This window comes from Streptomyces sp. ISL-11, from assembly GCF_018614525.1.
GTDB lineage: Bacteria > Actinomycetota > Actinomycetes > Streptomycetales > Streptomycetaceae > Streptomyces.
Map to the genome: position 1 here is coordinate 1 of NZ_JAGGOL010000065.1, position 19,462 is coordinate 19,462.

Genomic DNA, 19,462 nt, shown 5'->3' on the forward strand with positions numbered 1-19,462 from the left:
CCGCAGGGGTGCACGCCCGCGCGGGGCGCGACCTCGCCGGCCTGAGCCGGCCCGGTCCCCGCGATCGCCGGACGGGCCGGGGCGGCCCGCCCGGCGGCGGCACGGTGAGGCGTCCCACACGGGGGCGGCGGTCGACGGGGTGCGCGGTCGGATAGCCTGACGCCGGATCTCTTGACACCGAGAGAGATCCCCACAAATGGGCAGGGACACCCAACCCCAGTTCGCAGCAGGAGATCGCCATGACCCGCACTCCCGTCAATGTCACCGTTACCGGCGCGGCCGGTCAGATCGGCTACGCGCTGCTCTTCCGCATCGCCTCCGGTCACCTCCTCGGCGCCGACGTGCCGGTCAAGCTGCGGCTGCTGGAGATCCCGCAGGGCCTGAAGGCCGCCGAGGGCACCGCCATGGAGCTCGACGACTGCGCGTTCCCGCTGCTGCGCGGCATCGAGATCACCGACGACCCGAACGTCGCCTTCGACGGTGCCAACGTCGCCCTGCTCGTCGGCGCCCGCCCGCGCACCAAGGGCATGGAGCGCGGCGACCTGCTGGAGGCCAACGGCGGCATCTTCAAGCCGCAGGGCAAGGCCATCAACGACAACGCCGCGGACGACATCAAGGTCCTCGTCGTCGGCAACCCGGCCAACACCAACGCGCTCATCGCGCAGGCCGCCGCCCCGGACGTCCCGGCCGAGCGCTTCACCGCGATGACGCGCCTGGACCACAACCGCGCCATCTCGCAGCTCGCGAAGAAGACCGGCACTCCGGTGAGCGAGATCAAGAAGCTGACGATCTGGGGCAACCACTCCGCCACCCAGTACCCGGACATCTTCCACGCCGAGGTCGCGGGCAAGAACGCCGCCGAGGTCGTGAACGACGAGCAGTGGCTGGCCGACGCCTTCATCCCGACCGTCGCCAAGCGCGGCGCCGCGATCATCGAGGCCCGTGGCGCGTCCTCGGCCGCCTCCGCCGCCAACGCCGCGATCGACCACGTCCACACCTGGGTCAACGGCACGGCCGCCGGCGACTGGACCTCCATGGGCATCCCCTCGGACGGTTCCTACGGCGTGCCGCAGGGCCTCATCTCCTCCTTCCCGGTCACCTGCAAGGACGGCAAGTACGAGATCGTCCAGGGCCTGGACATCAACGAGTTCTCCCGCACCCGCATCGACGCCTCGGTGCAGGAGCTCGTCGAGGAGCGCGACGCGGTGCGCGGTCTCGGCCTCATCTGATCCACGGATCGCCCCACGGACGTGCCCCCGACAGCCTCGGCTGCCGGGGGCGCGTCTGTGTGTGGGAGCGGATCCGGATCAGAGCGGCGGTGACTGCTTGCCGCCACCGCTGACGGGTGGCGGCAACAGGGGCACGGGCATGAGGGCCACGGCAAACACCACCTGTACGGCGACCTGAATGAGCAGGATGACCGTGGTGCCCGCGAACAGGAGCGGCCAGACGGGGAGCAGCAGCAGGCCCGCCGACAAAGCCCTGAAGTCCTGCGACGGCATCTTCCTGCGGATGAGCCCGGCCAGCAGGGCGATGACGAGGGACGGCAGTCCGATCATCACCAGCATGCCCGCCGCGACACCCAGGTAGTAGCGCAGGGACTCCCCGAACGGCTCATGCTCGAAAGACGTTGACAAGGGCTTCAACGGTCGGGGCCCGGTGACTGCTATGAGGAACCAGCCGACGGCGAACGCGGCGAGGTACAAGAGGACGCACCGAGCGATTCGGCGTACGCACTCACCGGGCTTACGGTAGGCCACCACTGCGGTCATCAGCGGCACCCTCTGACGCAGCGTCCGTCGGTCCATGAGCGGTCAATTTTCGACGAGTTGATTCCCGGTACGCGCAAGGGCATGGAATCGAGCCCGTTTTCGTTGGCCATGTTGTCGGTGGCGACCACTCTGGGTTCCCCGTTGCGGGGATATTGCACGACCTCCATGTCGGGGTAGGGATCGCCACTTCGACTGACGCTGACCGAGGACTTGTTGGTCTTGATGGACACTGTGTTGTCGACCGAGAAGAGTGGGAACAGGCTTTGTACCGCATGGACATCCATCCGGATCCCGTCTGGTGATGATTCACGGGGGTTCAGTACGTTATTGCCGCCCATTGTGTCGCTGGACCGGGAGTTGATCAGGATCTTGTTGGCCGGAATCATTCTTGATGGGTCCGCATGACGCCCGAACCTTGCCATCATGTAAGCATCGTCCCCTGGAGGGGTATGGGACGGTGCGATGGTGTAGGAGACCTGTCCGGTCGCAGTGTCCCAGAAGAGCACCATCCGTGAGTCCTCTTCTGGATCAACCGAGAAGCCTCGGTTGTCCCCGAGGAGCTGCCCGAGCATGGCCATCCGCGTATGGATGAAGAACCTCATCATGATGATCCCGCGGTCCGGCCCGCGCCCCACGTTGAACACCGCACGTTGCGATCCGGTCGGCTTGCTCCCGAATCCCGCGCGGTAGGCCCCGTGATAGGAACTGTCACTGCCCCTGCTCCTCGGCGACCAGTGCGGGTTGGAGACTCTGGACTCGCCCCATTCGACGTTTGCGGTGGATCCACAGCCGCCCGGGCAGCCGTGCGAGGGTGAGTACCCGTAGCAGGGGCCCTCCGTGCCGCACCCACCCGGGATCAACCCGGTGGGGTCCGACGACGTGGCCGGGTTGTTGCTCGCGTAGGTATAACCGTTGGCCTGCTGAGGGTCATTGAGGTCCATGACCGGGTCGACGCTGATAAAGCGGCCGACTACAGGATCGTATTCACGCGCCCCCAGATGGGTCAGGCCGGTTCCGCTGTCGCGGGTGCCGCCGACGAAACCCTTGTCGCCGGCCCAGCCCTCGGGCTGAGTGCCACGAGGGGCGCCGAAGAGCGTGGTCCTGCGCCGGGTGACGTCCTGGCCTGTGGTGTCGTCGACCTGGACGGATGCGGTGCCGTGGTGGTCGGACAGCAGGAACGTGAGCCGGCCGGCGGACCGCATGGCGATGGTTTTGCTGCCGCTGCCGTAGTAGCGCGTACCGATCACCTTTCCCGACTCGGTGAGGCGGAGTTCGGTGCCGTTGGGCAGATAGAGGGTGGCTCCGCTGGAGTCCTTGCGTAGTAGCCGGGCCCCGTCGGCGTCGTAGACGTACTTCGTCGAGCCGCCGCCTTGTGTGACCGAGGCCAGATGTCCCTCGGTGTCCCAGTCCAGCTTCTGCTCCGGGGCCGCCCCGGCCTTACGGGTGGTGGTGTTGCCTGCCTGGTCGTATGTGTACTTCTCGTCGACGGTACCGCCCGGGCCGCTGACGGCAGTTTCGCCGCCCCGTTCAGTTCCTGGGGCAGCGCCTCCGGCTGGTACTTCGGCAGGACGAACATCCAGGCCGGCGACTTCAATGGTGACGGTCGTGACGATGTCGCCGTCTGGTACAACGCCAGTGACGGCACGGACAGGCTCTGGACGTTCACGGCCAACGTCCGGGGCGGATTCAATGACCCCTCCGCCTCCTACGTTGCTCCCGACGGCTGGTGGGACGTAACGAAGCTCAAGTTCGTCACCGGCGACTTCAACGGCGACGGGCGGGATGATCTGGGCGCGCTGCAGAAGCTGGCCGACGGCACGATCAAGATGCACACCTTCGCCACCAACCCTGCCGGGGGCTTCAATGATCCCGTCGTCTCCTGGACGGCGACCAATGGAGAGTGGGGTTCCTGGGATCGGTACCGGATCCAGGCCGGGGACTTCGACGGTGACGGACGCGACGACATCGCCTACTGGTACGACTTCGCCGATGGGCGGGGAGGCCTCCACACCTTGCTCAGCAAAGGCACGGCCGCGGTTACCTTCGCCAACCCGGTGAAGTCGTGGGAGGTCGGCCCGGGCCAGTTCAGCACGAAGCGCATGCACGCCGTGATCGGTGATTACGACGGTGACGGACGGGACGATTTTGGCGTGCTGTACGGGCACACCGACGGCAGTCTGCGGATGTACACCTGGCTCACCAAGCCTGACGGCCGCTTCGGTGACGTGATGCCGAGTTGGGGTACGGGACCGAACTTCTGGACCTTCGCCAGGTCGCGTGCCATCAATAGCTACACCAGTGACTACTGGACTCTGTAGCACCTGCCTCACGGTCCGGGCCGGTGTCCGGGCCGTGAGGCACCTGTGGTGGTGTGACCGTGTTTTGGCGGGGATGAACTTGGTGGCATTCGGGCGCCCGTTCTTGCAAGCATCCGTACGTGGCGAGATCCGGCCCGTCGTTTGCGCCCCCACAGGGGTTGCGCCCGGGACTTCTGGCCTATTCTGAGTACTCCGAAAATCCGTCAACTCATGTGTCATCGCAGGTGAGTTCGACGATCGGGGGACGCATGACCTCACCCGTCCGACAGGACTCCCGCACCGAGGCCACCCGGCTGCTGTGCGCGGGCACCTATCTCGACATCGAGTTCCGCCGCCGGGTCATCGAGGAGCTGGTGGAACACGAGGAAAGACCCATCGCGCCGTCGCTCGGCGTCGACGTCGTGCCGGTGCTCGCCCACGCGCTGCGGGCCCGTAGACAGGACGCGCTGACGGCGCTGTTACTGCTGGCCCTTTGGGCCATCTTCATCGGGGTCGACCTGGCCACCGAGCCGGAGGGCGTGCCGCCCATCTGGTCGGGGCTGTACGCCCTGGTCTGCTTCGTGCAGTGGTCCGCGCACGCCACCGCCGGGCGGGGCTCGGCCGCCTACGTCGTCGACAGACGCACCCTGCGCGAGGCGCTCAAGGGCCACCGCGCGCCCCTGCGGGCCCTGGTCCCGGTGATCCCGCCGGTGGTCGCCCTCGGGTACTGGATCTTCGCCTTCTACGCGCTCTTCGAGGGCGCCGACAACTGGCTCGCCCTCATCTTCCCGCTCGTGCTGGTGCTCCCGGTGTGGATGCACCGCTCGCGGGTGGCGGCCGTGATGCGCGCCGAGCTCGGCAAGAAGGCGTTCGCCTGGGCGCCCCGGGCCCTGCCCACCAGCCCGTACCACCTGAGGATCGCCCGGGCCATCGACCGGGAGCAGTACGCGGGGCTGACGATCTACGACCCCTTCCGGCCCTTCATCGGGATGGGGAGCCCGTACGAGCCCTGGTCGTTCGCCCTGGAGCTCAAGAAGCGCGAGGGGACGGTCAACGGCACCGGGCCCTTCACCGGGCGCACGGTCATCGAGCTGGTGCGGCCCCGGCTGGAGGCGCTGCGCGAGGCGGCCGCCGCGACCAGCCGGGACCGGCTGAAGGACCTGGAGATCGAGGAGTTCGTCTATCTGCCCGTCGGCCCGCCCCGGCCGCGGCTGGACTACGAGACCGAGACCGTCCGCCGGCACGTGACCGAGTCGGTCGACGAGGGCGGCGAGGCGCGCCGGTACTTCCTGCGCGTGCGCATCGGCGCCTGGGACGAGCAGGTCGTCGTCTCCGTGCTGGTCAGGGTGCACACCCAGGGCGGCATGCTGGTCCTGGAGGTCGTCCCGCACGTCCTGACGCCGATCAAGCCGGAGTTCCGCGCCGTCGACGTGATCGCCGCGCGCGGTGAGGACGACATCCTGCGCGACGGCCTGCGGGCGTTCCTGACCGGCCCCGCCGCGGGCTTCGCGGCCGCCGTCTCCACGATCCGCTCGGCCGTCTCGGGCTTCCGCACCTGGCTCGCCGACCCCCGGCGCGCGGCGCCGGACGGCCCCGCCGGTTCGGTGCGGGAGATCGCCGGCACGCGCACGGTCTCCCTGTTCCAGGAGATGGACATCAGCCGCTATGTGAAGACGGTCCAGGACCGCATCGCGAGCGGCGTGCGGGATGCCCTGCGCTCCCAGGGGTACGAGACCGATCAGTTCGAGCAGCAGATCGTGCAGATCAGTGAGGGCGGCGTCTACATCGGCGCGATGAGCGGCGGCGCGGTGGCCGCCGGATCCGGGGCCCAGGCCAAGAACATGACGAAAAGCGGGGGATCATGACGGACACCAACGCACCACAGGAACCACAGGGCGGCGGCGGTGGCGGGATCGTCATCGGACGCATGTCCGGCGGCGCGGTCGCCAGCGGCCGCAAGGCGCGGGCGGAGGACCGGTCGGAGCGCGTGGCCCGGCCCGCCGAGCGGGACGCGGCCTTAGTGCCCGTACCGTCGCGGCCGCCGGGCGAGGGGGCCATCGCCGCGGGCGAGGTCGTGGGCGGCGCGCTCGCCGCGGGGCCCGAGGCGGAGGCGGTGGACTCCTCGCGGGAGCTGCTGGCGGTACCGCCCGAGCTGCTGGCGGCCGTGCGCGAGCTGCGCGGTCACCTGCCGCTGCTGGCCCGGACCGACGGTGACGGCCTCGACGAGGTCGAGGGTCAGCTGGCCGGGCTGGAGGAGGAGGCCGCGCCGGCCGGCCGCGCCGAGCGCGGCCGCCTGGTCCGGCTCCGCGCCCTGCTCGGCGGCGGTGCCACGGCGGCCGGCGGGCTGGCCTCGGCGCTCGCCGTCGTCCAGGCCATCAGCCAGCTGCTGGCCTGAGGGGGCGGGGCACATGAGCCGCTGGGACGCAGACCTCCAGCAGTGGGTGGACGACGACCTGCCGCCCAGACCGCGACACCGCCCGCACGACCCGGACCGCCCGTACGACCCGGACGAGCCCGAGGTCCTGCTCGGGCCGCCGCACCCGGACGACCCGCCGGACGGGCCGTCGCACGCGACCATCCTGGCCGGCGTGCTCGCCGGGGTGGTGCTCGCGGGCGGCATCGGCGTCGGCATCTGGTCGCTGGTGCGCGACGACGACAGCGGCCCCGCCGGCGGCGGGCTGCCCAGTGCCAGCGCGCTGCCGACGCCCGGCTCCACCTTCGGCGGACCGACGAGCGCGCCGACGTACAGCTATCCCTCCTACAGCTACCCCAGCTACAGCTATCCCAGCTACGGCGCCCCGTCGTACGTACCGTCGACGCCCGTTCCCGGCACCCTGTCCGGCAGCGGCGCACCGACGGGCTATGTGCGCACGGCGGACCCGGCCGGATTCACGCTGGACGTGCCCCGGGGGTGGCTGCGCAGTACGGAGGGCGCCAGCGTCTTCTACAAGCGGTCGGACGACAAGAGCCTGATCCAGGTGTTCACACTGAGCGGCCCGGAGACGACGCCCTACGAGTCGCTGGTGGCGACCGAGAAGACGGTCTCCAGGAACAAGGGCTACCGCAAGATCGGCCTGTGGCAGCTCAGCGGCGGCGCGGCGGAGCTGGAGTACACCTACACCCGTGACGACGGCAGCACTCGGCACATCGGGGTGCGCGCCTACACGGCGAGCAACAGCAAGCAGTACGCCCTGCTGGTCGGCGGACCGGGCGATGACTGGCCCGCTCACCTGCGGATCTACCGGAATCTGCTGGGCTCGTTCTGCCCCACGGGCTCCTGCGCGAGCTGAGAGGATGATGTTGACTGAGAGTGACGTGCGTCACTCTTCGTGAAGAAAGTGGCATAAGTTTCGGCCTTCTGGAGAGGCGCGCCCCGTTGCCGGCCCGAGCTCCGCTCGACCGGTGACGGGACGTATCGGATATCGGAAGGCAGAAAACGCATGTCGTCAGTCGAGACCATCCACGTGGACGGGGTGTGGCGGGCCGCCGCGGCCGGCACCCAGCGCGAGGTCCTCGACCCCGCGGACGCCAAGACCCTGGCCGTGGTGTCCGAGGGCGGAGCCGACGACACCGACGCCGCCGTGGCCGCAGCCCGCCGCGCCTTCGACACCGGCACCTGGCCGCACACGCCCGTCGCCGAGCGGGCCGCTCTGCTGCGCGAGGTCGCCGGGCTGCTCCAGCGCGACCGCGAGGCGATCGCCCTGACCGAGAGCCGCGACACCGGCAAGACCCTCGAAGAGGGCCGGATCGACGTCGACTGCGTCAGTGACGCCTTCCGCTACTTCGCCGACCTGGTGGTGAACGAGGGCGGCGGGCGCGTCGTGGACGCCGGCTCCGCCGACATCCACAGCGTCGTCGTCCATGAACCGGTCGGCGTCTGCGCGCTGATCACCCCCTGGAACTACCCCCTCCTCCAGGCCAGCTGGAAGATCGCCCCGGCGCTGGCCGCGGGCAACACCTTCGTCATCAAGCCCAGCGAGGTCACCCCGCTGTCCACCGTGCACCTGATCCGGCTGCTGGCCGAGGCGGGCCTCCCGGCAGGGGTGGCCAACCTCGTCACCGGCGCGGGCGACCCCGTCGGGGCGCGGCTGGCCGAGCACCCGGACGTCGACCTGGTCTCCTTCACCGGCGGGCTCACCAGCGGCACCAAGGTCATGCAGGCCGCGGCGCCGAGCGTGAAGAAGGTCGCCCTCGAACTGGGCGGCAAGAACCCCAACGTCGTCTTCGCCGACGCCTGCGCGACCGACGAGGACTTCGACACCGCCGTCGACCAGGCGCTCAACGCCGCGTTCATCCACAGCGGCCAGGTCTGCTCGGCCGGCTCCCGCCTGATCGTCGAGGAGTCCGTGCGCGAGCGGTTCGTCGCCGAACTCGCCCGCCGCGCCGAGAAGATCAAGCTCGGCCGCGGCACCGAGGACGGCGTCGAGTGCGGTCCGCTCGTCTCCGCCCAGCAGCTCGACAAGACCGAGTACTACGTCGACTCCGCGCTCGCCGAGGGCGCCGTGCTGCGCTGCGGAGGCAAGCAGCCGGAGCCCAACGCGGTCCGCCCCGCGAACGGTTACTTCTACTCGCCGACCGTCCTCGACCGCTGTGACGCCACCATGCGGGTCGTCCGCGAGGAGACCTTCGGGCCGATCCTCACCGTCGAGACCTTCCGCACCGAGGACGAGGCCGTCGCGCTCGCCAACGACACCGAGTACGGACTCGCCGGCGCCGTCTGGACCAAGGACGCCGGCCGCGCCCGCCGCGTCGCAGGGCGGCTGCGCCACGGCACCGTGTGGATCAACGACTACCACCCCTACCTGCCGCAGGCGGAGTGGGGCGGGTTCGGCAAGTCCGGAATCGGCCGCGAACTCGGCCCGGCGGGCCTGGCGGAGTACCGCGAGGCCAAGCACATCTACCAGAACCTCGCGCCGCGGCCGGTGCGCTGGTTCGCGGGCTGAGCCAGTCTCGTAGCGAGCTCGTATCCACTGTCGTAGCGAACTCCCAGCGAACCGACACGCGAAGAACATTCCCTGCCTCCGAGGAGTACCCCCATGCCCCCCGTTGTTGAAGAGACCCGAGTGAAGATCACCGCCGACTACGTCGTCGTCGGCGGCGGCACCGCGGGCTCGGTGATCGCCTCCCGGCTCGCCGAGGACCCCGGCACCAGCGTCGTCGTCATCGAAGGCGGCCCGTCCGACATCGACCGCCCCGAGGTGCTCACCCTGCGCCGCTGGCTCGGGCTGCTCGGCGGCGAGCTCGACTACGACTACCCCACGACCGAGCAGCCGCGCGGCAACTCCCACATCCGGCACAGCCGGGCGCGCGTGCTCGGCGGGTGCTCCTCGCACAACACGCTGATCTCCTTCAAGCCGCTGCCCGGCGACTGGGACGAGTGGGCGGCCGCCGGCGCCGAGGGCTGGGACGCGGAGTCGATGGACCCGTACTTCACCCGGCTGCGCAACAACATCGTCGCCGTCGACGAGAAGGACCGCAACGCCATCGCCCGCGACTTCGTGGAGGCCGCGCAGAAGGCCATCGACGTGCCGCGCGTGGAGGGCTTCAACAAGCAGCCCTTCCACGAGGGCGCCGGCTTCTTCGACCTCGCCTACCACCCGGAGAACAACAAGCGCTCCTCCGCCTCCGTCGCCTACCTCCACCCCCACATCGAGGCCGGCGACCGCCCCAACCTCCGCATCCTGCTGGAGACCTGGGCGTACCGGCTGGAGCTGGAGGGCAACCGCGCCACGGGCGTGCGGGTCCGCACCAAGGACGGCGAGGAGATCCTCGTCGAGGCGGGCCGCGAGGTCCTGCTGTGCGCCGGCGCCGTCGACACCCCCCGGCTGCTGATGCACTCCGGCATCGGCCCCAAGGCCGACCTGGACGCGCTGGGCATCCCCGTCGTCCACGACCTGCCGGGCGTCGGCGAGAACCTCCTCGACCACCCCGAGTCGGTCATCGTCTGGGAGACCCACGGGCCGATCCCCGAGAACTCCGCCATGGACTCCGACGCGGGCCTGTTCGTACGGCGCGACCCCGAGTCCGACGGGCCGGACCTGATGTTCCACTTCTACCAGATCCCCTTCACCGACAACCCCGAGCGCATCGGCTACGAGAAGCCCGCGCACGGCGTGTCGATGACCCCCAACATCCCCAAGCCGCGCAGCCGCGGCCGGCTCTACCTCACCAGCGCCGACCCGGCCGTCAAGCCCGCCCTCGACTTCCGCTACTTCACGGACGAGGACGACTACGACGGCCGCACCCTCGTCGACGGCATCAAGATCGCCCGCGAGATAGCCAAGGCCGAGCCGCTGGCCGGCTGGCTCAAGCGCGAGGTGTGCCCGGGCCCGGAGGTCACCTCGGACGAGGAGATCAGCGCGTACGCCCGGCAGGTCGCCCACACGGTCTACCACCCGGCCGGCACCTGCCGGATGGGCGCGGCCGACGACGGGCAGGCCGTCGTCGACCCGCAGCTGCGGGTCCGCGGTCTGGAGGGCGTACGCATCGCCGACGCCTCCGTCTTCCCGACGATGCCGGCGGTCAACCCGATGATCGGCGTGCTGATGGTGGGGGAGAAGTGCGCCGAACTGCTCGGCGCGGCCCCGGCCGTAGGCGGTGATGCCAAGTGAACGCCACCGCCGCGGCCACCGCGCCCGTCTTCTCCGTCCGCAACCTGTGGAAGGTCTTCGGCCCCAAGGCCGACCGCGTCCCCGGCGGCGAACTCGCCGAGCTGAACCCGGAGGAACTGCGCGAGCGGGCCGGCTGCACCGTGGCCGTGCGCGACGTGTCCTTCGACGTCCGCCAGGGCGAGGTCTTCGTCGTCATGGGCCTCTCCGGCTCCGGCAAGTCCACGCTCGTGCGCTGTCTGACCCGGCTCATCGAGCCCACCTCCGGCACCATCGCCATCGACGGCGAGGACGTCCGCGGCATGGACAAGGGCGCCCTGCGCGAGCTGCGCCGGCACCGCGCCGCCATGGTCTTCCAGCACTTCGGTCTGCTCCCGCACCGCACCGTCCTCGACAACGTCGCCTACGGCCTGGAGATCCAGGGCGTCGGCAAGGCCGAACGGCGCGCCAAGGCCGCCGAGATCGTCGACAAGGTCGGTCTCGCCGGGCTGGAGGGGCGCCGCCCCGGGCAGCTCTCGGGCGGCCAGCAGCAGCGCGTGGGACTCGCCCGCGCCCTCGCCGCGGACCCCGAAGTACTGCTCTTCGACGAGCCGTTCAGCGCGCTCGACCCCCTGATCCGCCGCGAGATGCAGGACGAGGTCGTCCGCCTGCACCGCGACGAGGGCCGCACCATGGTCTTCATCACCCACGACCTCGCCGAGGCCCTGCGCGTCGGCGACCGGATCGCGCTGATGCGCGGCGGCCGCGTCGTGCAGTGCGGCACGCCCGAGGAGATCGTCGGCTCCCCGGCCGACGACTACGTCCGCGACTTCATCCGCGACGTGCCGCGCGAGCAGGTCCTCACCGTCCGCCGCGCCATGCGCCCCGCCGCCGCCGACGAGAACGACTCCGGCCCCGCCATCGACCCGGCGACGACCGTCGCCGACGCGATCGAGACCGTGGCCCGCACCGGCGGCCCGGCGCGCGTCGTCGAGGGCGGCCGCTGCCTCGGCGTCGTCGACAGCCAGGGCCTCCTGGGCGTCGTGGCCGGCCTGGACCGCGGGAAGAAGGCCGCGGCGTGAACGTGACCGAACACCATCCGAGGGGGCACCGCGCATGAGTACCGCGACCTCCACCGCCCGCCGCGCCTCCGGCGCCGAGGCGACCGACGCCGTACGGGAGAAGGGCCTCGGGGCGCTACGAGCCCTCGGCGCCCACCCCGCCGCCCGCAAGCTCCTCGTGCTCGCCGCCGCGGCGGCCGTCCTGGTCCCGCTCGCCGCCCTCACCTGGGGCAGCGGCACCTGGCCGCAGGCGCTGACCGTCGATCTGACCGGCACGCTCGGCCGGGCCAACGACTGGATCATCGACAACCGCGACGGCCACTGGCTCTTCCTCTACTTCTTCGGGCACATCAGCGGCGCCATCATCGCCGCCGTCCACGCCGTCTACACCGTGCTGCTCACCCTCGGCTGGGCCGGCGTGACGGCCGGCGCGGCGCTGCTCGCCTGGCGGGTGGCCGGTATCAGGGTCGCCGCCACCACACTGGTGTCGTTCGCCGTGTGCGGGCTGCTCGGCATGTGGGTGCCCACGATGCGCACGCTCGCGCTGATGGTCGTCGCCGTCGCCGCGTCCGTCGTGGTCGGCGCGCTGCTGGGCCTCGCGGGCGGGCTGTCGGAGCGGATGTTCCGCGTCATGCGGCCCGTCCTGGACACCATGCAGGCGCTGCCCGCCTTCGCCTACCTGCTGCCCGTCGTGCTGATCTTCGGCATCGGCGTGGCACCGGCCGTCCTGGCCACCGTCGTCTACGCCGCCCCGCCCATGGCACGGCTGACCGCGCTGGGCCTGCGCGCCACCGACAAGGGCGTCCTGGAGGCCGCGGCCTCCCTCGGCGCCACCGGCCGGCAGCGGCTGCTGACCGTACGGCTGCCGCTCGCCCGCCGCGAGCTGCTGCTCGGCGTCAACCAGACCATCATGATGGCCCTGTCGATGGCCGTGATCGCGTCCGTCATCGGCGCCGACGGCCTGGGCGACCGCGTCTACCAGGCGCTGTCGACCGTCGACGTCGGCAGCGCCCTCGCCGCCGGCATCCCCATCGTGCTGCTGGCGGTCGTCCTGGACCGGACCACCGCCGCCGCCGGCGAACGCGTGGGCACCGAGCCCGCCGGCCGCCCGTGGGCGCGCTGGGCGCTCGTCGCCGCGGTCACCGCGGCCGCCGCCGTCGCGGCCCGCCTGCTGGACTCCAAGATCTGGCCCGACGGCTGGACCGTGGCCATCGCCGCGCCGGTCAACGACGCCAAGGACTGGATGGTCGACCACCTCTACTCCGGCGTCCCGGGCATCGGCGGCACCGCCGACTGGGCCGCCCGCTACACCGGCTGGGTCCTCGACCCGCTGCGCGACGGCCTCCAGGGCCTGCCCTGGTGGGGCGCCCTGCTGCTGGTCGCCGCCCTCGCCTGGCTGATCGGCACCTGGCGCACCGCGCTGACCGCCGTCCTCTCCCTGGCCGCGATCGGCGTGCTCGGCCGCTGGGACGTCTCCATGGACACCCTCTCGCAGGTCATCGCGGCCGTCGCCGTCACGCTCGTCCTCGGCTTCGCCGTCGCCGTGCCCGTGGCGCGCAGCGCACGCGTGGAACGGATCATGCGCCCCGTCCTCGACGTCTTCCAGACGATGCCGCAGTTCGTCTACCTGATCCCCGTCGTCGCCCTCTTCGGCGTCGGCCGGGCCCCGGCCGCCGCGGCCGCGATCGTCTACGCGCTGCCCGCCGTCATCCGCATCGCCGGCCAGGGCCTGCGCCAGGTCAACCCCGGCGCCCTGGAGTCCGCCCGCTCGATGGGCGCGACCAGCGGCCAGCAGCTGCGGCAGGTGCAGTTCCCGCTGGCCAGGCCGGAACTGCTGCTGGCGGTCAACCAGGCCGTCGTGCTGGTGCTGTCCGTCGTCATCATCGGCGGCCTCGTCGGCGGCGGCGCGCTCGGCTACGAGGTCGTCTTCGGCCTCGCCCAGGGAGACCTGGCCACCGGGCTCGTCGCGGGTGCCGCGATCGTCTGCCTGGGGCTGATGCTCGACCGGGTCACCCAGCCGACGAAGGGAGCCCGTGATGGCTCGTAAGCTGATCGCCGGCACCGCCGGCGCCCTGTGCCTGCTCGCCGCCACCGGCTGCGGCGCGGCCGACATGACCAAGCAGTCCTCGCCCTACGCCGACGCCCAGGGCACCAAGACGGTCACCCTGTCCGTGCAGTCGTGGGTGGGCGCACGCGCCAACGCCGCCGTCGCCGAGTACCTCCTGGAGCACGAACTCGGCTACCGCGTCGACACCGTGCAGGTGGACGAGGTCCCGGCGTGGGACGCCCTCAGCCAGGGCCGCGTCGACGCGATCCTGGAGGACTGGAGCCACCCGGACCAGGAGAAGCGGTACGTCCAGGACAAGAAGACGATCGTCCCCGGCGGCGATCTCGGCGTCACCGGGCACATCGGCTGGTACGTACCGAAGTACTTCGCCGACGCCCACCCGGACGTACTCGACTGGAAGAACCTCAACAAGTACGCGTCCCAGATGCGCACCGCCGAGAGCGGCGGCAAGGGCCAGCTGCTCGACGGTTCGCCGTCCTACGTCACCAACGACAAGGCACTGGTGAACAACCTGGGCCTGGACTACCAGGTCGTCTTCGCGGGCTCCGAGGCGGCGCAGATCACGCAGATCCAGCAGTTCGCGAAGAAGAAGCAGCCCTTCCTCACCTACTGGTACGAGCCGCAGTGGCTCTTCAACGAGGTGCCGATGGTGGAGGTGAAGCTGCCCGAGTACACCGACGCCTGCGCGGAGAAGGGCGCCGCGGACCCCTCGACCGTCAACTGCGCGTACCCGACGCAGTCGTTGAAGAAGTTCCTCAACGCGGAGTTCACCCACAAGGGCGGCAAGGCCGCGCGCTTCCTGAAGAACTTCCACTGGTCGAAGGCGGACCAGAACGAGGTGGCGCAGATGATCGCGGAGGACAAACTGTCCGCGGAAGAGGCGGCGAAGCGGTGGGTGCAGCGGCACCCGGATGTGTGGAAGGGGTGGCTGAAGTAGCCCCTGCGGGGCGGGCCGGCGTGTCCTCAAGCGCCGGACGGGCTGCCCCTCCGTGTCCTCAAGCGCCGGACGGGCTGATTCAGCCCGTCCGGCGCTTGAGGACAGCGCCGTCAGGCGCTCACGTGACCCGCAGCCCGGCCGCGATCCTCTCCACCACTGCCATCGCGCTCCGGTGCAGCCCGCCCCCGAACGTCACGCGGGACGCACCCCGCGCACCCAGCTCACGGGGCGTGAGCCCACCCGGCTGCGCCAACGCGTTCACCGGCAGGCCGGTCTCCGCCGCGATCGGTGCCAGGAACTCCGGCGGGGCCACGATCGGGAAGAGGCAGTCCGCGCCGGCCTCCGCGTAGAGCCGGGCGCGGGCCAGCGCGGAGGTGAGGTCCCGGTCACCCCACAGGAAGGTGTCGACGCGGGCGTTGACGACGAGCGCGTCGCCCGCCTCCGCCCGTATCTCCGCCAGCCGGTCGGCCTGTTCGCGCGGGTCCTTCAGGCCGTGGCCGGCCCGGTCGCTGTCCTCCAGGTTGCAGCCGACCGCGCCGGTCTCCAGCAGCCGGGCGACGAGCTCGCGGGCCGGCAGGCCGTAGCCGTCCTCGATGTCCGCCGATACGGGCACGTCCACCGCCCGGGCGATCCGCGCGACCGCCGCGAACATCTCCGCGGGCGGCGCGGCACCGTCCGCATACCCCAGCGACGCCGAGACCCCCGCGCTCGGCGTGGCCAGGGCCGGGAAGCCCGCGTCGGCGAACGCGCGGGCGCTGGCGGCGTCCCACGGCCCCGGCAGCACGAGCGGGCCGTCCGCGCCACGGACACGGTGCAGGGCGCGGAAGGCCGCGGCCGTCACGCCGATGCCTCGTACGCGCCGGGGTGGAGGCGGGTGGACACGCCGATCCGGTTCCAGGCGTTGATCGTGACGATCAGCGAGATCAGCTGGGCCAGTTCCTTCTCGCCGAAGCTGCGGGCGGCGCGCTCGTAAACCGCGTCGGGCACGAAGCCGTCGGTGAGGACGGTGACCGCCTCGGTGAGCGCGAGGGCCGCCTGCTCCTTCTCGGTGTAGTAGCCGGTGGCCTCCTCCCACGCGTTGAGGAGGAAGAGGCGCTCCTCGCTCTCGCCCATCCGGCGGGCGTCCTTGGTGTGCATGTCGAGACAGAAGGCGCAGTGGTTGACCTGCGAGGCGCGGATCTTGACCAGTTCGATCAGCGTCGGTTCGAGGCCCTTGCGGGAGGCACGCTCCAGTCCGAGCATCGCCTTCTGCACCTCGGGGGCCAGCTCGTGCAGGAGCATCCGCGGGCCGTGGTGGTGGGTGGTGGGCGTGGAGTCCGTCGTCGTCATGGGAACGAGCCTATGAGCGCGGTAGCCCATCGGTATGGTCCACTCCCATGGAGAAAACGTGGGCCACTTCGGGTGGCGGCACCGGCGCGGACCTGCACCTGGACCTGAACCTGACCGGCCCGGGCGGGGTGCGCGCCTGTCTGATCCGCGCCCTGCGCGACGCCGTCCGTACGGGCCGTCTCGCGCCCGGCACCAAGCTGCCCTCCTCCCGTTCCCTCGCCGCCGACCTGTGCCTGGCGCGGAACACCGTCGCCGACGCCTACGGCGAGCTCGTCGCCGAGGGCTGGCTCACCGCGCGCCAGGGCTCCGGCACGCGCGTGGCCCGCCGGGCGGCGCCCCGCGACCCCGAGCGCGGCTCCACCCCGCCCCGTACGGCCCGCCGGCCCGCCTACGACCTGCGCACCGGCAGCGCCGACGTCTCCGCCTTCCCGCGCGCCGCCTGGCTCTCCGCCGCCCGCCGGGCGCTGGCGGCCGCACCGCACGAGGCGTTCGGGCACGTCGACGAGCGTGGCCGCCCCGAGCTGCGGACGGCCCTCGCGGACTACCTCGCGCGGGCGCGCGGGGTGCGCGCCGACGCGGACCGGATCGTGGTGTGCGCGGGCTTCACCCAGGGGCTGGCCCTGCTCAGCCGGGTGCTGCGGCAGCGCGGGACCCGCGAGATGGGCGTCGAGGAGTACGGGCTCTGGTTCCACCACGAGGCCCTGGAACGGACCGGGCTGCGCTGCTCGATGCTGGAGGTGGATCCCCTCGGCGCCGACGTGGGCGCGCTGGACGGGCGCAAGGGCGTGCGGGCGGCCCTGCTCACGCCGGCCCACCAGTTCCCCACGGGCGTACCGCTGCACCCCGACCGGCGGGCCGCCGTCGTCGACTGGGCGGTGCGCACCGGCGGGCTGATCCTGGAGGACGACTACGACGGCGAGTTCCGCTACGACCGCCAGCCCGTCGGCTGTCTGCAGGGCCTCAGCCCCGAGCGCGTCGTCTACCTCGGCACCACCAGCAAGTCCCTGGCGCCCGGACTGCGGCTCTCCTGGATGGTGCTGCCGGAACACCTGGTGGGCGACGTGCTGAAGGTGAAGAGGGCGGGGGAGTGGAGCTCGGGCGTCCTCGACCAGCTGACCCTCGCGGAACTGATCACGAGCGGCGCGTACGACCGGCACGTCCGCGCGATGCGGCTGCGCTACCGGCGCCGCCGCGACCAGCTCGTGGCCGCCCTCGCCGAGCACGCCCCGCACATCCGCGTCACCGGCATCGCCGCCGGACTGCACGCCGTACTCGAACTCCCGCCCGGCACCGAGCGTGCCACCGTCCAGGCGGCCGCCTGGCAGGGGCTGGCCCTGGAGGGGGTGTCCCGCTTCCGCTACGGCGGCGGGGGCATCCGCGACGTGGCCGGCCCGGACGGGCTGATCGTCGGCTACGGCACGCCCCCCGACCACGCCTTCTCGGGTGCCCTGGACGCGCTGCTGCGCGCCCTGCCCCCGGCGGACTGAGCGGACCGGAGCCCCGCGTTCCCCCGGCCGCGCTCGCCCTTTAGGGTGAACGCACTTCTTGAAGAGTGAACTGCGTACGACGTGAACTGACGGGGGTCGGACACATGGCGGAGAAGGCACGACGGCGACTGCGGTCGTCGACGGTGATACTCGGCGGGATGGGCGCGCTCGCGGCCGCGCTCACCTCCTGCGGCTCGGAACCGGACAAGCGCTGCGTCGACCCGAACAGCCACGACTCCGTGCGTGGCTATCGCGTCCTCGACTCCAAGGCGTGCAAGAGCGGCAGCGGCAGCAGCAGCGGCGGAAGCAGCGGCAACGGCACCGGCCGCTGGTACTACGGCTCCGGCCGGTCCGGCGGCTACGCCGAGAACGGCACGTTCAGCAAGAGCCAGGCTGTCGACCGCGGCGGCTTCGGCTGCTCCGGATCCGGCTCGGGCGGGGGTTGAGGACCGTGCGCCGACACCGGATCACCCCGCGCCCCGCCTGGCAGTCCACGGTCGAGGAACAGGGCCTCATCTACCCCCTCACCCGGCACCCGGACGGCTCGCTGCGCCCGTACTGGGACGAGAGCGCGTACTACTCCTTCACCATCGCCGAGATAGAGGCGCTGGAGGAGACCGTCGCCGAGCTGCACGAGATGTGCCTGGCCGCCGCAGCGCACATCGTCAAGCGCGACCGCTTCGCCGACCTCGGCGTCACCGACCCGCGGCTGGCCGCGCTGATCGCCGAGTCCTGGCGCCGGCGCGCGGAGCTCCCCTCCGTCTACGCCCGCTTCGATCTGCGCTACGACGGCGACGGCCCGGCCAAGATGCTGGAGTACAACGCCGACACCCCCACCTCGCTGGTGGAGGCCGCGAGCGCCCAGTGGTTCTGGATGGAGGACCGGTTCCCCGACTGCGACCAGTGGAACTCCCTCCACGAGCGGCTCGTCGACGCCTGGAAGCGCCAGGCGCCCCTGCTGCCGCCCGGCGCGCCCCTGCACTTCGCGCACTCCGCGGACGACGAGCTCGGCGAGGACCTGATGACGGTCGCCTACCTGCGCGAGACCGCCGAGCAGGCCGGGCTCGCCACCCGGGCCATCTCGATGGAGGACATCGGCTGGGACCACGTCTCCGGCCGCTTCGTCGACGAGCGGTACGCGTTCGTCCGCGCCTGCTTCAAGCTCTACCCCTGGGAATGGCTGGCCACCGACCGCTTCGGCCCGCACGCCCTGGACACCCTCGACAACGGCGGCGGCACCGGCTCCACCCTGTGGATCGAGCCGGCCTGGAAGATGCTCCTGTCCAACAAGGCGCTGCTCGCCGTGCTGTGGGAGCTCTTCCCCGGCCACCCGAACCTCCTGCCCGCCTATCTGGACGGCCCGCGCGAGCTGGCCGGCACCCACGGCTGGGTCGCCAAGCCGCTGCTCGGCCGGGAGGGCGACGGCGTGACGGTCCACGCCGCCGGCGACGCCCCCGTGCTCCGCGACGAGCCCTGCTGCTACCAGCAGCTGGCCCCGCTCCCGGAGATCGACGGCAACCGCGTGGTGCTCGGCGCGTGGGTGGTCGAGGAGGAACCCGCGGGCCTGGGCATCCGCGAGTCGGAGGGACTGGTCACGGACGGGTACGCACGGTTCCTGCCGCACGTCATCCGGTGACCGGTTCCCGCTCCGCATGCGCGGGGTGCCGGACCGTGCAAGCCTGGCGGCGGGAGCACATCCCCGTCATCCCCCGGGAGTGAACAGCGATGTCCAAGCATCAGCGCCGGAACAAGGCGGAGCAGGCGTCGGACAAGGCGAAGTCCAAGGCATCGGACGCCAAGCAGACGGTCCAGGGGCGCGCCCGCCAGGCGAAGGAGAAGGTCCAGGAGAAGACCCGGCAGCCGAGCCAGCAGGAGCACTGGCAGCGCGACCGGGACACCTTCGACGAGAACTACGACGTGTGAG

General features: G+C 71.4%; 18 protein-coding genes and 1 pseudogene. 14 read left to right on the forward strand and 5 right to left on the reverse strand.

Annotation, left to right across the window (positions count from 1 at the left end):
* The first annotated feature begins 239 nt into the window (after positions 1-239).
* Entirely contained in the window at positions 240-1,229 is a 990-nt protein-coding gene (locus J7E86_RS14615; RefSeq protein ID WP_215082091.1) for a malate dehydrogenase, read from the forward strand.
* Positions 1,230-1,307: 78 nt separating this feature from the next.
* Here J7E86_RS14615 and J7E86_RS14620 read toward each other — a convergent pair whose 3' ends face one another.
* The 3 genes and pseudogenes from J7E86_RS14620 to J7E86_RS31875 all read right to left on the reverse strand — a co-directional run.
* Positions 1,308-1,637, reverse strand: a complete 330-nt coding sequence (locus tag J7E86_RS14620) for a hypothetical protein (RefSeq protein ID WP_215082092.1) — start codon at positions 1,635-1,637, stop codon at positions 1,308-1,310.
* A gap of 134 nt (positions 1,638-1,771) precedes the next feature.
* Positions 1,772-3,019: an RHS repeat-associated core domain-containing protein gene (locus J7E86_RS14625; RefSeq protein WP_308312590.1), complete on the reverse strand. Its 1,248-nt coding sequence runs from the start codon at positions 3,017-3,019 to the stop codon at positions 1,772-1,774.
* A gap of 114 nt (positions 3,020-3,133) precedes the next feature.
* Positions 3,134-3,184 (reverse strand): annotated as a pseudogene (locus tag J7E86_RS31875) (hypothetical protein); the annotation flags it as partial.
* On the opposite strand from J7E86_RS31875, the gene J7E86_RS31060 reads away from it, so the two are divergent.
* The 9 genes from J7E86_RS31060 to J7E86_RS14670 all read left to right on the forward strand — a co-directional run bounded on the left by J7E86_RS31060 (position 3,161) and on the right by J7E86_RS14670 (position 14,722).
* Positions 3,161-4,090: a VCBS repeat-containing protein gene (locus tag J7E86_RS31060; protein WP_251019147.1), complete on the forward strand. Its 930-nt coding sequence runs from the start codon at positions 3,161-3,163 to the stop codon at positions 4,088-4,090. The pseudogene J7E86_RS31875 and the gene J7E86_RS31060 sit on opposite strands and share 24 nt — an antisense overlap.
* 248 nt (positions 4,091-4,338) lie before the next feature.
* Positions 4,339-5,934, forward strand: coding sequence for a hypothetical protein (locus J7E86_RS14635; protein ID WP_215082094.1), 1,596 nt, complete (start codon positions 4,339-4,341; stop codon positions 5,932-5,934).
* Complete coding sequence (locus J7E86_RS14640; protein WP_215082095.1) at positions 5,931-6,464, forward strand: hypothetical protein; 534 nt, start codon at positions 5,931-5,933, stop codon at positions 6,462-6,464. The genes J7E86_RS14635 and J7E86_RS14640 overlap by 4 nt, the downstream gene beginning before the upstream one ends.
* Positions 6,465-6,477: 13 nt before the next feature.
* Entirely contained in the window at positions 6,478-7,359 is an 882-nt protein-coding gene (locus J7E86_RS14645) for a photosystem II reaction center PsbP family protein (RefSeq protein WP_215082096.1), read from the forward strand.
* Positions 7,360-7,509: 150 nt separating this feature from the next.
* Complete coding sequence (locus J7E86_RS14650; RefSeq protein ID WP_215082097.1) at positions 7,510-9,012, forward strand: aldehyde dehydrogenase family protein; 1,503 nt, start codon at positions 7,510-7,512, stop codon at positions 9,010-9,012.
* A 93-nt stretch (positions 9,013-9,105) separates the two neighbouring features.
* Positions 9,106-10,680 (forward strand): GMC family oxidoreductase, encoded by a 1,575-nt coding sequence (locus tag J7E86_RS14655; protein WP_215082098.1) that lies wholly within the window; start codon positions 9,106-9,108, stop codon positions 10,678-10,680.
* Positions 10,677-11,738, forward strand: coding sequence for a glycine betaine/L-proline ABC transporter ATP-binding protein (locus J7E86_RS14660; protein WP_215082099.1), 1,062 nt, complete (start codon positions 10,677-10,679; stop codon positions 11,736-11,738). Before J7E86_RS14655 ends, J7E86_RS14660 begins: the two co-directional genes overlap by 4 nt.
* Before the next feature lie 34 nt (positions 11,739-11,772).
* Complete coding sequence (locus J7E86_RS14665; RefSeq protein WP_215082100.1) at positions 11,773-13,764, forward strand: proline/glycine betaine ABC transporter permease; 1,992 nt, start codon at positions 11,773-11,775, stop codon at positions 13,762-13,764.
* On the forward strand, positions 13,754-14,722 hold the full coding sequence (locus J7E86_RS14670; protein ID WP_215082101.1) for an ABC transporter substrate-binding protein: 969 nt from the start codon (positions 13,754-13,756) through the stop codon (positions 14,720-14,722). The genes J7E86_RS14665 and J7E86_RS14670 overlap by 11 nt, the downstream gene beginning before the upstream one ends.
* 118 nt (positions 14,723-14,840) lie before the next feature.
* On the opposite strand, the gene J7E86_RS14675 is transcribed toward J7E86_RS14670, so the two are convergent.
* Positions 14,841-15,563, reverse strand: a complete 723-nt coding sequence (locus J7E86_RS14675) for an isocitrate lyase/phosphoenolpyruvate mutase family protein (protein WP_215082102.1) — start codon at positions 15,561-15,563, stop codon at positions 14,841-14,843.
* Entirely contained in the window at positions 15,560-16,051 is a 492-nt protein-coding gene (locus J7E86_RS14680; protein WP_215082103.1) for a carboxymuconolactone decarboxylase family protein, read from the reverse strand. Before J7E86_RS14680 ends, J7E86_RS14675 begins: the two co-directional genes overlap by 4 nt.
* Positions 16,052-16,098: 47 nt before the next feature.
* On the opposite strand from J7E86_RS14680, the gene J7E86_RS14685 reads away from it, so the two are divergent.
* From J7E86_RS14685 to J7E86_RS14700, 4 genes are all read left to right on the forward strand, one after another.
* On the forward strand, positions 16,099-17,538 hold the full coding sequence (locus J7E86_RS14685; protein ID WP_215082104.1) for a PLP-dependent aminotransferase family protein: 1,440 nt from the start codon (positions 16,099-16,101) through the stop codon (positions 17,536-17,538).
* A gap of 104 nt (positions 17,539-17,642) precedes the next feature.
* Positions 17,643-17,984: a hypothetical protein gene (locus tag J7E86_RS14690; RefSeq protein ID WP_215082105.1), complete on the forward strand. Its 342-nt coding sequence runs from the start codon at positions 17,643-17,645 to the stop codon at positions 17,982-17,984.
* A gap of 5 nt (positions 17,985-17,989) precedes the next feature.
* Positions 17,990-19,174: a glutathionylspermidine synthase family protein gene (locus J7E86_RS14695; protein WP_215082106.1), complete on the forward strand. Its 1,185-nt coding sequence runs from the start codon at positions 17,990-17,992 to the stop codon at positions 19,172-19,174.
* An 89-nt stretch (positions 19,175-19,263) separates the two neighbouring features.
* Positions 19,264-19,461, forward strand: a complete 198-nt coding sequence (locus tag J7E86_RS14700; RefSeq protein ID WP_215082107.1) for a hypothetical protein — start codon at positions 19,264-19,266, stop codon at positions 19,459-19,461.
* Position 19,462: the final 1 nt, after the last annotated feature.

Coding starts and splice junctions, on each gene's coding strand:
- J7E86_RS14665 (WP_215082100.1), top strand. CDS start 11,773: ATGAGTACCGCGACCTCCACCGCCCGCCGCGCCTCCGGCGCCGAGGCG.
- J7E86_RS14680 (WP_215082103.1), bottom strand. CDS start 16,051: ATGACGACGACGGACTCCACGCCCACCACCCACCACCACGGCCCGCGG.
- J7E86_RS14655 (WP_215082098.1), top strand. CDS start 9,106: ATGCCCCCCGTTGTTGAAGAGACCCGAGTGAAGATCACCGCCGACTAC.
- J7E86_RS14700 (WP_215082107.1), top strand. CDS start 19,264: ATGTCCAAGCATCAGCGCCGGAACAAGGCGGAGCAGGCGTCGGACAAG.
- J7E86_RS14645 (WP_215082096.1), top strand. CDS start 6,478: ATGAGCCGCTGGGACGCAGACCTCCAGCAGTGGGTGGACGACGACCTG.
- J7E86_RS14615 (WP_215082091.1), top strand. CDS start 240: ATGACCCGCACTCCCGTCAATGTCACCGTTACCGGCGCGGCCGGTCAG.
- J7E86_RS14685 (WP_215082104.1), top strand. CDS start 16,099: ATGGAGAAAACGTGGGCCACTTCGGGTGGCGGCACCGGCGCGGACCTG.
- J7E86_RS14690 (WP_215082105.1), top strand. CDS start 17,643: ATGGCGGAGAAGGCACGACGGCGACTGCGGTCGTCGACGGTGATACTC.
- J7E86_RS14650 (WP_215082097.1), top strand. CDS start 7,510: ATGTCGTCAGTCGAGACCATCCACGTGGACGGGGTGTGGCGGGCCGCC.
- J7E86_RS14670 (WP_215082101.1), top strand. CDS start 13,754: ATGGCTCGTAAGCTGATCGCCGGCACCGCCGGCGCCCTGTGCCTGCTC.
- J7E86_RS14635 (WP_215082094.1), top strand. CDS start 4,339: ATGACCTCACCCGTCCGACAGGACTCCCGCACCGAGGCCACCCGGCTG.
- J7E86_RS31060 (WP_251019147.1), top strand. CDS start 3,161: ATGTCCCTCGGTGTCCCAGTCCAGCTTCTGCTCCGGGGCCGCCCCGGC.
- J7E86_RS14640 (WP_215082095.1), top strand. CDS start 5,931: ATGACGGACACCAACGCACCACAGGAACCACAGGGCGGCGGCGGTGGC.